Annotated in this window: 13 protein-coding genes and 1 pseudogene; 5 read left to right on the top strand and 9 right to left on the bottom strand. The window is 38.7% G+C overall.

Annotated elements, in window-relative coordinates; translation table 11 throughout:
• Window positions 1–565: 565 nt before the first annotated feature.
• The 5 genes from HDC33_RS14370 to HDC33_RS14350 form a co-directional block, all read right to left on the bottom strand.
• Complete coding sequence (locus HDC33_RS14370) at window positions 566–1,906, bottom strand: glycosyltransferase family 2 protein (RefSeq protein WP_179393249.1); 1,341 nt, start codon at window positions 1,904–1,906, stop codon at window positions 566–568.
• A gap of 1,264 nt (window positions 1,907–3,170) precedes the next feature.
• Complete coding sequence (locus HDC33_RS14365) at window positions 3,171–3,878, bottom strand: FAD-dependent oxidoreductase (RefSeq protein WP_179393248.1); 708 nt, start codon at window positions 3,876–3,878, stop codon at window positions 3,171–3,173.
• 124 nt (window positions 3,879–4,002) lie between these two features.
• Entirely contained in the window at window positions 4,003–4,413 is a 411-nt protein-coding gene (locus HDC33_RS14360) for an SRPBCC family protein (protein ID WP_179393247.1), read from the bottom strand.
• 3 nt (window positions 4,414–4,416) lie between these two features.
• On the bottom strand, window positions 4,417–4,740 hold the full coding sequence (locus tag HDC33_RS14355) for an ArsR/SmtB family transcription factor (RefSeq protein ID WP_179393246.1): 324 nt from the start codon (window positions 4,738–4,740) through the stop codon (window positions 4,417–4,419).
• Window positions 4,741–5,025: 285 nt separating this feature from the next.
• Window positions 5,026–5,535: a YfiT family bacillithiol transferase gene (locus tag HDC33_RS14350; protein WP_179393245.1), complete on the bottom strand. Its 510-nt coding sequence runs from the start codon at window positions 5,533–5,535 to the stop codon at window positions 5,026–5,028.
• 534 nt (window positions 5,536–6,069) lie between these two features.
• Here HDC33_RS14350 and HDC33_RS14345 point away from each other — a divergent pair.
• Entirely contained in the window at window positions 6,070–6,981 is a 912-nt protein-coding gene (locus HDC33_RS14345) for a tRNA dihydrouridine synthase (RefSeq protein WP_179393392.1), read from the top strand.
• Window positions 6,982–7,081: 100 nt separating this feature from the next.
• Window positions 7,082–7,459 carry an SLAP domain-containing protein gene (locus HDC33_RS14340; RefSeq protein WP_179393244.1) on the top strand — a complete coding sequence of 126 codons (378 nt, stop codon included), beginning with the start codon at window positions 7,082–7,084 and terminating at the stop codon, window positions 7,457–7,459.
• 343 nt (window positions 7,460–7,802) lie between these two features.
• On the opposite strand, the gene HDC33_RS14335 is transcribed toward HDC33_RS14340, so the two are convergent.
• From HDC33_RS14335 to HDC33_RS14325, 3 genes are all read right to left on the bottom strand, one after another.
• Window positions 7,803–8,255, bottom strand: coding sequence for an SRPBCC family protein (locus HDC33_RS14335; protein WP_179393243.1), 453 nt, complete (start codon window positions 8,253–8,255; stop codon window positions 7,803–7,805).
• Window positions 8,256–8,450: 195 nt separating this feature from the next.
• A complete protein-coding gene (locus HDC33_RS14330) occupies window positions 8,451–8,783 on the bottom strand; it encodes a hypothetical protein (RefSeq protein ID WP_179393242.1) in 333 nt (110 codons plus the stop codon).
• A gap of 366 nt (window positions 8,784–9,149) precedes the next feature.
• Window positions 9,150–9,413, bottom strand: coding sequence for a hypothetical protein (locus HDC33_RS14325; protein ID WP_179393241.1), 264 nt, complete (start codon window positions 9,411–9,413; stop codon window positions 9,150–9,152).
• 153 nt (window positions 9,414–9,566) lie between these two features.
• Here HDC33_RS14325 and HDC33_RS14320 point away from each other — a divergent pair, with 153 nt between their 5' ends.
• Window positions 9,567–10,391, top strand: coding sequence for an STAS domain-containing protein (locus HDC33_RS14320; RefSeq protein WP_179393240.1), 825 nt, complete (start codon window positions 9,567–9,569; stop codon window positions 10,389–10,391).
• 153 nt (window positions 10,392–10,544) lie between these two features.
• A pseudogene (locus tag HDC33_RS14315) lies at window positions 10,545–10,655 on the top strand (IS3 family transposase); the annotation flags it as partial.
• 70 nt (window positions 10,656–10,725) lie between these two features.
• Here HDC33_RS14315 and HDC33_RS14310 read toward each other — a convergent pair.
• Window positions 10,726–12,207, bottom strand: coding sequence for an S-layer homology domain-containing protein (locus HDC33_RS14310; RefSeq protein ID WP_218843291.1), 1,482 nt, complete (start codon window positions 12,205–12,207; stop codon window positions 10,726–10,728).
• Window positions 12,208–12,453: 246 nt separating this feature from the next.
• Between HDC33_RS14310 and HDC33_RS14305 the strand changes: the two genes are divergently transcribed.
• Entirely contained in the window at window positions 12,454–13,365 is a 912-nt protein-coding gene (locus HDC33_RS14305) for a hypothetical protein (protein WP_179393239.1), read from the top strand.
• Window positions 13,366–13,515: the final 150 nt, after the last annotated feature.

The following is a 13,515-nucleotide window of genomic DNA, read 5'->3' as shown; positions in this document are numbered from 1 at the left end:
GTACAAATACATTTCTGCCTACTAAAAGGTCGTCACTTAACAAATAGATTTTTTCCAACAACGCTTTGTCGCTTGGTGATGGCCTTACGCAATAAGCCCGCCAGAAGATCACTGTCGCTCTTATTGCTTCGGCTCACACTTGTCGCTCCTTCGCTAGATTTGTTCGTTATACTAGTGTGATATACCACCTAGTCCATTCCACATAAATAGTGCCGAATAGATAGCTAGTGTTTTTTGACGACAGCACGGCGTCTTTTGCCTAGATGAAAGGTGCCTTCACCCTCTATATAGACAATTCATTCGAAAAAGTGGACAACGTGGTGACATTTTTTTCTTTACGTTGGTAATGATTGCGGTCATAAGAATGACGCACGTTGCCAATGAGTTTGCCCATGGGGTAACGTCAAGAAAGTGCAAATTTACAACGTTACGGATTTTGAAAGAAAAAAAAGCCTAACTCCTCCGTTTCTTGAACGAGGAATTAGGCTTATGATCTTCAATATTCGCGCCCGTTTATGTAAGAATTGATTGGCGCACAACACCCGGACAAAATAATCTCCTTCCCTTACCACCTTTTCTTCAAAGACAGCAATTCCTCTAGATAGCCTACCAAGCTAATGGGTGCTTGAATAAAAGCATAAGTCAACAGATACACTGCATAACTCCATCTTATACGAGGGGGTTCTTCCTGAAGGGATTGATACACCTTTCGCTGATACACAAATGTAGTCAATGTCATCCCAAGTGTTAAAGGAAGAACTAGTAAAGTCATTATTCCTGCGATGAGATAAATTCCAAAACATGCAAGGATCAAACCAGGAATAAAAAAGAACAGTAAAGAGAAATCAATGATTGGAAAAAAAAGATTCATTGCGATTAATAATTTTGTTGAAACTGTACAGTGAGAAAAGATATCTGGATAAGCACGAAAAGCCTCGAACATTCCTCTTGCCCATCTCTTTCTCTGGCGGAAAAAGGCATTAAAAGTGACAGGTACATGTGTAAACGCCAGTGCTGTGGATTCATAAAATACACAGTACCTTTTACGCAACATACCCCACGATAATACAATGTCTTCTCCAACAACCGATTGCCAGCCTCCCAATTCCATGATTGCTTCCCTGCGATAAGCACTAAATGCTCCCTGAGCCACTAATGTACTTTCATAGGTCCCTTGTTGCCTTTTTACTGCGGCAATACCTACAATGTAATCCCATGTTTGTAATCGGGTAATCCAACTTTGGTTTGAGTTTTTCACCATGATTGACCCAGCAACAGCTCCGACCTTTTTGTCTTTTTCTTCATTCCTAAAACGGCTCATGATAGCAGTTAAAGCTTTTGAATGAAGCAAAGTGTCGGCATCTATGGTTACAAGATATTCATAACTTGCGTAGTCTAATCCTGTATTTAAAGCACTTGCCTTACCTAGATTTGTTTTATGATGGAAAATACGTAGAGTGTGGGGATGGTCTTCAAACTCCTCTTTCAACTTCGCTAAGATGAGGGAGGTGTTATCATTAGAACCATCATTAATCACCAGAAGTTCTATATGTTTGGGATAGTAGGAGTTTAAAACAGTACGAATTGTGTCTTCGATTGTGTTTTCTTCATTGTAACAGGCGACAAGAATGGAAATACTAGGTAAGTTCTCTTCTGGTAACGAAATGTCCCATGTCTCTAACCATAGTGTCATCAGTAAAAAAAAGTTCGTAAATCCTGGAAGTAGAGCAATCCCAAAAACACAAAGAAGAGCTAGAGGTAATGGAAGATATACGCTTAATTCATCAATCCAAAATCGAGAAAGCCATAGACAAAATACAAACCAAAGAACTGCTAACGATAGGGCTGTATAAAATATGAAATTACGTGATTGAAGTTTCTTTCTATTTTTAATCACCCTCGTCATTTAGGTTGTATCTAACAACCTATGACGACAGCGGCTTTTTAATTATGAAAAACACAACCATTTTTTAACATGAACGTTTTTCCCGCCTTCATTGAACTATTGATTTAGGTTTTGTAAGATTCCTAAATCCGCCTTTTCGAGGGGATGGGCAAAAACCCCCAAGTTGCGTTTTTTTGCGGAATCCATGGTAAACATCGGGCTTTCCTTTTTACACAAATGAACCGATTCTGGTGGACGCAGTTTTTATCCAGTTATCGCGCCCTAGTGATAGGTACCAGGTAATTGAAACGGCCAAAATTCAATGATTTTTCCATGACATCTACAGTTATCTATGGCCAATAAATCAGTGCCTTCTCTCAGCTAAAATCGGTTTCTAAGACAAGTATTTGTGAGGTGCATCAGTGCATTGGTTACAGCCACATCCTTGACATAGTATTTGGATTCAAAAATGTTATACTTACTAAAAATGTAATTGAATCCCAATCATGTTGATCTTACGGAAAGGAGCAGATGAAATGGATTTGTGGTTTATGATTAAAGAGCGTTACATGCTTCTTTCTATTTTTATATTTTTTATATTTGTGAGCTTGTTTTTACTTTTAGCTGCTTGGAAAAAGCGTACTGAAATGCCTAAAAGCTTACTTGTAATAATAACTATAATTTGCACGATCCTAATTGTCTTATCAATATTTACAGTAGTATTTGCAGTTTCTTTCGGATATAATTCCTAAAAGACATTTCGATAAACGGACGCAATCACGAAATATATTTGTGCAGGATTAGGGCCCTGTAATGGAGAATGTGTGGTAAATGTAACGCAAAATGTTTTCAATACATTAAAAAAGGAGTGTGCAAAATGAATAAATATCAACAACGTACTGTTTACATTTCAATTGTAGCACTGACTTTTTTCTTCGTATTATCTTTAGTTACACATAATTGGGGATTCTTTTTATGGAGTTTATTGCCTGTTTTTATGGTTTTGATATCTGCGTTTTCCACCGGGAGAAACAAGAGAAATAACGAGAGATGAAAAGATTTATTCAATCTTCCGGTGCTATTGTTAAAGATAAAAAGCCTAATTCCTCGCTCAATATACGGAGGGGAATAGGCTTTTTCTTTCAAAATACTCAACGTTGTAAATTCTGCGGCAATAATTTCGAATACAAGGTTCTAAAACAATTCGGAATTCAGAGATAATCTGGTACTCTTCACTACTCTCGTATTTTTCATTCCTAATCTGGCCCGATGTATTAATTTTTTATTAATACCCAGAAAAGGCATCCTTTTTGATATTTCGTTTTGGAATATTATTATTTAGTAAGTAAGTAGACATTGCATCCACCATCGACTTCGGTCCCGCGATATAGTATTTACCACTGTTCAAATATAAGTTGGTAAACTTGTCTATCTCCTGATGTAATTCATCCCTGGAATCAAGGTAAGTTACCTCTACTGAAGTATTGTCAGCAATTCCATCAAGTTCGTCTTTAAATATAAATGATCTATTGCTATCCAAATAAAGCAGATGTATTTTATTATCCTGTCCATTCTCTTCTGCCTCTACTTGTTTTACTATCGACCGAAATGGTGTTATCCCGATCCCGCCTGCAATCAGAAGTGAAGGGCTGTTATCTTTAAGATAAAAACCCCCTACTGGTCCACTCATTTTAACGTGCATCCCCTGTTTTAATTCCAACATGGCTTTCTTAAAATCACTTGGTTGATCACTAATACGCATTGTTAGTCTAACCATATTCTCGCTGGGAGCAGATGCTATAGTGAATGGTCGTATAGGACTTTTTATCTTCTTATGGGTAATAGTAAACAAACCATGTTGCCCTGCTTTCCAGGTTAAATCCTTCTCTTTTTCAAATAGAAAGGAATATACATCTTCAGACTCTTTATTGCTTTCTAAAAATAATAATTCTCTCTTTTTGAATATTGATAATGTATCTTGAATAAAGCTCATGATCCTATTCTCCTTAACTCGAAAAACAGATCACTAATTGGCAATGTGGACCATTTAGTGATCTGTTTAACGTTGCTTATTTTACACTATTTGAACCCATTCCTTTAGATGAAGCAAAATGCGGTTATTGTTCCAATATTTTTTTGAGTTGTTCACCAAAATTCATCCAACTATATTTGGCTCCCTCAATAGCTCCTTTGGTTGCTTTTGTTTCCTCACTGAAACCAGTTTGTTCAAAATGCAATTGTGTACCACCATCGGAATCTGTTTTCAATGTCCATGTAATAGTAGTCGTTTCTCCAGCACTTGCCCAAGTGTAAGATAATAGTTGAGGCTCTTCTACTTCGAGTACCTCACCAGTAACGATTCCATCCCACCATTCATTTGGCTCAGAACGAAATTGGAATTTTTCACCGACAACTGGTTTAAAGTCATTATTCCATATCCATTTTGCTAGCATATCCGAATCTGTTAATGCCTTCCACACTTGCTCAATTGAACTTGTAAATTGAAAATCTAATGTTACGTCTGCCATTGTCTATTCCTCCATTAATAATTTTTTCAAATGTGACACTTTTTCCATCCAAAAATTCTCGTAAAACGATACCCAGTCTTTAATTTCTTGCAAGGGAGCCGCATTTATGCGATACCTTGTTTCCCTTCCAACCTTTCGAACGGTAACGAGACCAGCTTCTTTAAGGATAGCCAAATGTTTAGAAACTGCAGTACGCCCCATTTGGAATTGGGCAGTTAGTTCGTACAAAGGTAATTCCCCTGCATCTGCCAACAAACGTAGCAATTTACGTCTTGTCGGGTCAGCGATGGCTGCATAAACATCACGCTCTTGTTTTTTCTCGCTCATAACCTCCCACCCCTTACAAATACGACACCAATTAGTGTCTTTATAATACGTCACTAAATGGTGTCGTGTCAATGTCTATTCTTCGCATAACTGGCACACGTTTATTCACTTGTCATCAAGTAAATTCTTGAATCAGCCTTTCCTGTTCGTTATTTCTTCATAATCTTCACTTTTTACCAATCGCTTCAAAACACCCGATCCAAATTTAAAAGGGCACAAATCCTTAGTCAGAAAATGCGCCCTTCAGTTGAATGAAACTTCTGTAATGATTCTTTACATATTGTATTATTTTGATAATGCGATTTTTATATGGGCTAAATGGTGTTCTTCGTGCCAAGCTAATTTTACCACTTTTGTTGCAACTGTTATTTTACCGTTTTTCTGGTGAGTAAAAGCTCGATCTAATTGCTCTTCAGTTAAACTAGATCCTAAAGATACGATGCGCTCATTTATACCTTCTAGCATTTTAATAGAACTTTCTACAGGGAGCTTTGTATCCGGTTGAATAGCCCACTTTTCTTCATCAAAACCTGGTACTGTTGGATTCTCATCTGTTAAAGCCAGCTTCAAACGTTGATACATGTTCAACTGAGAATCTGCAATGTGATGAACAAGTTGACGAACTGTCCAGCTACCATCACGATATGTTCTACTTAACTCCTCATCACTTAACGGGTCAACAGTTTCTCTTAATCGAATCGTGTACGTTTCGATTTCCTTTAGCCATTCTCGACTATTTTCTACAGTACCTTTTTCAGGAACTTGTAATGTTCCAATTGGATATTTTACATTCATTTTCAATCCCCTTTTCCCAATTCGTTATTTCTCTTACTAATTTATTATCACATAAATTATTTCATAATTCCCTCTATTCGTTTACATAAATATCTAATTCCCTTAGTACGTGTTATTTAAGAAAATGGCCCGAGTCTGAAGGATGCCGTTTTAATCCAGTTATCGCGCCCTATTGTTAGATAGCAAGATATTCTCTTTATTGTCTTTCCGAAATGATCTGATCGTCCATTGCACCAAAATATAACCTAAGAATGCAAAAGAGAAAGTCCAATATTGTCTACCCACTTTATCGCTGGTCTCAGAAAAATATGTAGAACTGTTAGGTTTATAAAAAATAACACACTATAAACGGGGAAGAGTATTCGGGAAGAGTATCAGTGCATCCAACTACAAGAAATGTTAATATGTATGAGGAGTAAAGCATCTTGCAATTGATAAAGATTGTTTTTATATGTTGCAGTAGGAGGATATAGAGTGAATAACGAGCATAATTTTTGGCTTGATTTGCCGAAGCCGTTTTTTATATTAGCACCAATGGAAGATGTCACAGACGTTGTATTTCGCCACGTCATTAGTGAAGCAGCAAAACCCGACGTATTTTTTACGGAGTTTACAAATACAGAAAGTTATTGCCATCCCGAAGGAAGAGATAGTGTGCGTGGGCGTTTAACGTTCACGGAAGATGAACAACCGATTGTCGCTCATATTTGGGGCAATAAACCAGCATTTTTTGAACAGATGAGTATCGATATGAAAAAACTCGGGTTTAGGGGTATCGATTTAAACATGGGATGCCCCGTACAAAACGTCGCAGCCAATGGAAAAGGGGCTGGATTAATACGACATCCTGAAGTTGCAGCAGAAATTATTCAAGCAGCAAAAGCAGGTGGCTTACCAGTTAGTGTTAAAACAAGATTGGGTTACACAAATGTGGACGAGTGGCGCGATTGGTTAGGACATGTATTGAAACAAGATATTGCGAATCTTTCCATTCACCTTCGCACCAAAAAAGAGATGAGTAAAGTAGATGCACACTGGGAACTAATCCCTGAAATAAAAAGATTACGCGATGAAATTGCTCCAAATACGTTATTGACAATTAACGGAGATATTCCTGACCGCGCAACAGGCTTAAAATTAGTAGAACAATACGGCGTTGATGGCGTCATGATTGGTCGCGGCGTTTTCACGAATCCATTCGCTTTTGAAAAAGAACCTAAAGAACATAGTGTGAAGGAGTTTCTCGATTTATTAGTTAAACATTTAGATCTTCACGATAAATATTCAAATGAAATCGAACCTCGTCCATATAAGCAACTTCTTCGCTTTTTCAAAATCTATATTCGTGGATTTAAAGGCGCAGGTGAACTAAGAAACCAGCTAATGGATACAAAGTCAACGGATGAAGTCCGTCGTTTAGTCCAGCCATTTTTAGAAGTAGACTAAGTCAGGCATGGGACACGGAGATAGGTTCCGCGTCCCACATAAAAATTATATCTTGTAGTAGCGATACTGAAGTTCGCTAACAATAGTGAGAGGTAGATGGATGACTACGACGAAGCAAAAACTCTATTTTGAACCTGCATGGGACAAAACAATTGCCCCTACTGATGGTGAAAAAATTAGGTATCATTTCCAACAACAAACAAAACAGCTACAAGGCGGCGTCCATTTGTCATTTTTATGGAACGCTCGCAATCATAAAGGTGAACACCTGATTACCGTACTCATTCACAATTTCGAGCAAGGAAATTTCCGCTTACACAATACAGCCATTTCCTATTATGAAAAAGGCAAACAACCGGTCAATGCTATGTTTAGCTTACCTTGTGAAATTGCCGGGAATACTTCAATGCCATGGACGTTTATCTTTTCAGAAACGAATGAAACAAATGCAGATCCTCAGTATACGATTTGGAAGTAATACAAAAAAAACTCCGCAATTGTTTGGCTTACGCGGAAAGGTCGAAGCAATAGCAGTGGAATCGCCGTAATTGCTTTACCAAGGCGCAAAAAAGTACGCACATTATTTCAGCTACTTCACAGGATTAAAGTGAAATAGCTGGAATAATGTGCGTGGTTACAGTAGTTTGATGCCTACTTTTTCTTTGTGGTATTGGCTAAATGGTGCCGGGCACCACTCACCCATCGTAACACTTACTTCAACTTCTCCTGCAATACCTCAAGCACAGGCACTCCGACAAACATGTTTGTTCGAACTCTCACGATTGCATGAATGCCCGTTACCTCCATAAGCAGAACCTTCTTTACCGAACTGGCACCTTGTCCTGTTTAACTTGGCGTGCAATTTTCTCTGTTAAGTGTGTTGTCACTTTCGGCAAGACCATTTTAATAACAGGTGTCAACACAGCGCCCGTTAAGCCGCCTGCATTTACTTCAATTGTCCCTGTCATCGTCGTTTGCTCTGCCGTTTCTTCAGCAGTAAACGTACCACTACCTGTAAAGTTGTCCGTTAACCCTTTTAACTCGAACCGAATCATCGATGGTTCATGAAATTCAGTGACGTTTAACTCCATTTTCACAGTCTTTTTAAATCCCTTCATATTCCCTTCGAATGTCCAAACTGACTTTTGTTCATCGATTTGTTCATGCTCCTTATAGGCAGGAACCATTATTGCCCAGTTTTCAATTTGACTAACATATTCCCATACGTTCTCTACAGATGCTGAAATGATTACAGAATGCGATGCAATTGCCATACGTTTCACTACTTCCTTCTTTATGTATTTATAATTTGAATCTACCATTAACATAGTAGCATTTTAACGGCATAGATTCATATTCAATACCCTTCCGATAGAAGTTAAAAAAGTGACAGGCACTCACTTTACGCTACTAAGGTATAAGGAGCCAATCCATCTGGGGTTCCTTGAATATTTCCAAATTGATTAGGTCTATAAATTTAAATAAATGAAAAAAACTACCAAGAGTAATAATATGAATAATGTGTAAGCCTTTGTGACTTTCCAAAGGGAAATCATAATAGCTACCCCAGCAATGAATAGTAGAGCTTGGCCGAAATAAAAAATAGCATTCATGTCTACTAATAAACTCAGAATAAGTAGAAATACTCCTACAAGAAAAAAAACAGTCGTAGTGATTGTTCTTAACACTGGATGACTAGAAAGTTCTTCATTGTTTTTCTTCGCCTTAACGTGTCTGATGAAAACACTAATCACCATTAAAATTAAAAGTATTATGTATAGTGGTATGTTTTCCGGATTCATAACTCACCCTCCTTAAATAAATAAAACCACGTTTGAAATTTTGAGGGCACTGAAAAAGTCCAATTACCTTCAATCCCGTTGATTTCCGTTCCGAGCGGACGCTTTCCGCGGGCACGGCTTCAGCCTCCTCGTCACTGCGTTCCTGTGGGGTCTTCAGCTCGCGCTGTTCCCGCAGGAGTCGCCGCTCTCCACTACAATCAACTAGTTCTTACTCTAAAAAAGAACTTTTTCAGTGGCTTGGAAATTTTTAAGGTGGTTTTATTTAACTGATTAGTTACTAGCTACGCACTGTAAATGTTAATAAGGTAATGTAGATTCAAGAACTGTGGCATTAGTTTTAACCCCTTTTTAATGAGTACTTCTGCATCACCTAGCCCCTATGCCACTATCTTTTTCGCCCACTCTTTTTTTCTCATCAGTGATTGTTTTTATAGTTAATAAGACAACCAAAACAATAAAACCAATCTTTATTCCTATAGACCAACTTTGTCCTAACACTAAGAAAATGATTGCCAATGTTAAAGACGTATAAAAGTGAATTTTATACGGTTTTTTCGATAATATATCCATAGCAAAAAAAATCAAAAATATACCCATAAATGAGTATTTGGCTATTTCTAGCAATCCCATCTAGAAACACCCCCTATCTAAAATATACGTTCCATACTCCCAAAGGTTTCAATGAAAGGATAGTTGCTTCACCAACCATTCAATTTTTTAGTTTAAAGTGTACATATAAGGGAATAAAGGATATAGGGAATATTAATCTGAGGGGGAACAGATTTGGAAAAGGTATGGATAGATGAGGATATTAAACAGTATATTAAAGATCATAAACAAGATTTTGAAAACCAATTATTAGGTCAAGCTGTAAATGTAAGAGATAAAATTGACGATATCTTAAGATTTGGGGAAATTGACCTCATTAACAATGCACACAAACTAGTTAATTATGTCATTGATGGCGATATGCTTACAGAACTTCAGTTATTTGCTAAACAAGAAGGAATAGCATGGGCTACACATTCCATCCCTTTATCTTTTAAACTGGAATGGGTACAAGCGATTCGCAGGACTCTTTGGAATTTCATACAAGAATATAACAAGGTAGAGCAAAAGTTCACGATTGATATGGTTTTCATATTGGAAAAACAATTTAATAATCAAATCGATGACTTTTTAAATTCATTCTTTATTAACTATTCAACATTTAAAGATTCGTTGATTTTGGCTCAAAGGGAAATAGTTGAAACCTTATCTGTCCCCATTATTCCGATAACGCCAAGCGTATGTATACTTCCCTTAATTGGCGCAATGGACTCATTTAGAACTACTATCTTAGAGGAAAAGGTTTTAGAAGAGATTAACAGACTTCATTTTCAAACATTAATCATTGACTTATCTGGCATAGCAACTATGGAAAGTAATGTAATTGAACATCTTATGAAAACTATTTACGGTACATCCATGATGGGATGTCGCACAATCATTACTGGCTTGCGTCCAGATGTTGTTAGACAGTTGATTAGTTTAGGTATTAATTTTGATAAAGAAACGAAAACCTTTGGTACTTTACAACAAGCATTAAATGAATTCTTACTAAAATAATAAAATTGCTAATTCAGATGAGGCTCATTTGCTTATGAATTGCTTCATGTAAGGAGTCCAGTTCATATGTGAATGAGGACTCTTTTTGTATATTATCTTTCAATTTGTACAACGGAACTGAAAGGTTACCAGGATGAAATTTAGTCTCTAGCCTATACAGTAGAATTCGAAAAATATATCAAATATTATAATATGAAACGGATAAAGGCAAAAATCAAAATGAGTCCGGTACAATACCGAACTCATTTTGAGCAAGCTGCCTGATGAATAACCGTGTCTAACTTTTTGGGGGCACTTCAACAGCATGCCTGCTTTTTGAGTTGTCCTTATTCAATCACATATGAGTGTCAATCATTTCAACTATACCGACATTAATAATTGGGCCAATTTCCTGAACACTTACACGGATTTCTATAAGATCAGTCTTTTTATGGTCCGGTAGCTTAATATCGAAGGAGCCTTTTTTCTTTCCAGTAGCATGGAACAAGTTGGTTCCCGTGTCTCTTGTGACTACGGCAATCTGCTCAGCACCTTTTGGAATAACGTGCTTTCCTATGTTGTATTCTGCTCCCAAATCCACTGACGCAGTCGGCTTTTCCTCCAATACCCGGAAGCTATAGTGAAAATGCGGAGCGGAACTTACCGCTTCGATCCCGTACCGTACTTCTTCTCCACCGGCGAAGCGAACAGTGGCAATATATCCACCCGGCTTATCGATCATGATGAAGATATTATTATACTTACCTTCAGTATCGGTCTGATCAGTATCGTAGCAATCAGTGGGACTATACGAGAGACATTTTCCAAAATCTGTATTGTCAGACAGCTTCTTTCCGTCCATTGTGGAGAGCGAAACGTTCTGGACCTGTCCTTTTTCCCTAACATTGAGCCCTACTGGTGTAGGGAGAAAATCGTCTGTCTCCTCTAGCGTCAACTTTAGCTTGCCGTTTACTTCTTTGATGTGCACATAATACTTTTGGTAGTATTTTTTATCAGGATTTCCCGAATATACTAGAGCGACACTGAATGTACCAGTTCCTTCTTCGAGCGGAACTAAGTGGATCTTATCCGAAGTACGGCTATTTGGTTTATCGCTTCCTACAACCGCATTGAACAAACCAGAATCCTTATGATTGGAATCAAACATTTTAAACTGTTCCCATTTGTAGTCACTTGCCCGTACCGTAACAATTGACGACTTCGCTTCCTCCGTCGCTTTCATCATTTTGGCCGCTTGCCCTCTTGTAATCGTAACATTCGGGCTGAATCTATCAGAAGACGTTCCTGTCGTGATACCAAGTCTAAAGATGATTAGAATGTTTGGATCATGACCTGTCCCCCGTTTAACATCTTCGAATGGACTTTTATACGACGTGAAGTCATAACGCGGCAGATCGAACGCTTTGACAAGTATCGAAGCCATCTGTCCTCGCGTAATAGGATCGTTCGGACCGAACCGTCCATCTCCATAGCCACTGATGATGCTTTTTTCTGCCATGCCCGCGATGGCTTTGTAGTAGCCGTTCCCTGTCGATACATCTTTAAACCCCGGATCCTTCACTTTAGAGGTGTCCAATTTAATCAGCTTCGCGATGATTGCGGCTGCCTGTCCCCTCGTGATGGAGTTTCCAGGTTTGAATGTGCCGTCCGGATAGCCTCCTATAATAGTGCGTTCTGCCAAATCATAGACTGCTTCGGCAAAGTGCTTTGATGATGGTACGTCCGAGAATTGCTTTGTGCTTGCGGCAAACGTGCTGGATAAAGGCAGGCTGCACGCCAGCAATAGTGCACCGACTACTATAAGGAATTTCTTCATTATTCGCCATCTTCCTCTCTCTTATGCTAATATATTCCATTATACGTGAAACTACCTCCTTACACTATCGTCTATCGGATTAAGCTGTGTTTGCTTGCACTCACTCAATCTAAGTTATTACTAAAATCATTAAACCTACTAGAATGGTGGTAATAAAAACAAGTGCGATAACGGAATTAAAAAGCACCAATTTTTGTGATTTACGAAAACAGAGTACATCAATCCAGGAAAGGCGGCTAAAAGAAAATGAAATCAACACTCAAAATACCCATAACCCCTATAGCAAACCTGCACGAGGAGCTAAAACACGCTACTCCGCTTTCGATTGCGATCGGCCATCATAACGATGTACTCGTCCTGCTGGCGGAAGAGCAGCCTCCTTTAATTAACGGTATGTTCCCTGCAACGGTTACTGAAAAAAGCTACAATTATCAAGTCATTCATTTGAAGGATGGGCAGAAGACTGTGCTGCATTTGTCGGAAGAGAAGTGGAATTATCATTATGTACAGCCAATTGATGACGGGCATATACTGCTTGTCTGTGCGCGTTCGTATTACCACGATGCGCAGAATATTGAAGAAAACGCACGGGTGTATGATAAAAATGGGCATTTGATCCGGTCATTTTGTTTGGGCGACGGTATTGAGCATGTATACGTGACAAAGGATCAGGAGATTTGGACAGGGTACTTTGATGAAGGGGTTTTCGGCAATTATGGCTGGGAGGAGCCTGTCGGCCGCAGTGGGCTCGTTGGCTGGGATGCGTCGGGCCGTAAGATGGATTCACTTGAAGAGGACAGAGAATATTCCATTTTTGAATGTTTGGCGCTGAATGGTGTGGCTGACGGCGGAATTTGGTTTTTCTTTAGCATTGAAGCGAAGATTGGAGTGCGGAAAGAGGGGCAGACATTGTATTATTCTCCAGAAGGCATGGGTTTCCGGTCGTTTGCGGTGAACGGGGAGACGGTTGTTGCGTATCGGGATAGATGGGGACGTTCACTTTTTGAGCTACAGCGTGAAGGCGATGAATATAAGACTGTCCGTGAAATCGAGCTGATAAAGCCGGATGGTACGAATGTCGAACCGCAATTAGTGAACAACCGGGAGAACGTGCTACTGTTTTTGGACGGAGATGAGCTGTATTTGTATGAAGCGTAATCGGGCGCGTGACAAAAACCAGCGGTCGTGCGCAAAAGCAGTCAATTGATCGTACCGCCTCTATTCGAAATAGCGATGTAGAGGCGCTTTTGTTGTTCTATTCCGCTCCCCCTCTGTAGTACTATTGTAAGTACCCTTCAATTATCTTTA

The organism is Sporosarcina sp. JAI121 (assembly GCF_013408665.1).
In the GTDB taxonomy this organism is placed as follows: Bacteria; Bacillota; Bacilli; order Bacillales_A; family Planococcaceae; genus Sporosarcina.
This window is presented reverse-complemented; position numbering and strand designations above follow the sequence as displayed.

What these genes read in the sequence shown, in the direction of transcription:
- HDC33_RS14370 (WP_179393249.1), bottom strand. Translation starts at nt 1,906, where the DNA reads ATGACGAGGGTGATTAAAAATAGAAAGAAACTTCAATCACGTAATTTC.
- HDC33_RS14365 (WP_179393248.1), bottom strand. Translation starts at nt 3,878, where the DNA reads ATGAGCTTTATTCAAGATACATTATCAATATTCAAAAAGAGAGAATTA.
- HDC33_RS14360 (WP_179393247.1), bottom strand. Translation starts at nt 4,413, where the DNA reads ATGGCAGACGTAACATTAGATTTTCAATTTACAAGTTCAATTGAGCAA.
- HDC33_RS14355 (WP_179393246.1), bottom strand. Translation starts at nt 4,740, where the DNA reads ATGAGCGAGAAAAAACAAGAGCGTGATGTTTATGCAGCCATCGCTGAC.
- HDC33_RS14350 (WP_179393245.1), bottom strand. Translation starts at nt 5,535, where the DNA reads ATGAATGTAAAATATCCAATTGGAACATTACAAGTTCCTGAAAAAGGT.
- HDC33_RS14345 (WP_179393392.1), top strand. Translation starts at nt 6,070, where the DNA reads ATGGAAGATGTCACAGACGTTGTATTTCGCCACGTCATTAGTGAAGCA.
- HDC33_RS14340 (WP_179393244.1), top strand. Translation starts at nt 7,082, where the DNA reads ATGACTACGACGAAGCAAAAACTCTATTTTGAACCTGCATGGGACAAA.
- HDC33_RS14335 (WP_179393243.1), bottom strand. Translation starts at nt 8,255, where the DNA reads ATGGCAATTGCATCGCATTCTGTAATCATTTCAGCATCTGTAGAGAAC.
- HDC33_RS14330 (WP_179393242.1), bottom strand. Translation starts at nt 8,783, where the DNA reads ATGAATCCGGAAAACATACCACTATACATAATACTTTTAATTTTAATG.
- HDC33_RS14325 (WP_179393241.1), bottom strand. Translation starts at nt 9,413, where the DNA reads ATGGGATTGCTAGAAATAGCCAAATACTCATTTATGGGTATATTTTTG.
- HDC33_RS14310 (WP_218843291.1), bottom strand. Translation starts at nt 12,207, where the DNA reads ATGAAGAAATTCCTTATAGTAGTCGGTGCACTATTGCTGGCGTGCAGC.
- HDC33_RS14305 (WP_179393239.1), top strand. Translation starts at nt 12,454, where the DNA reads ATGAAATCAACACTCAAAATACCCATAACCCCTATAGCAAACCTGCAC.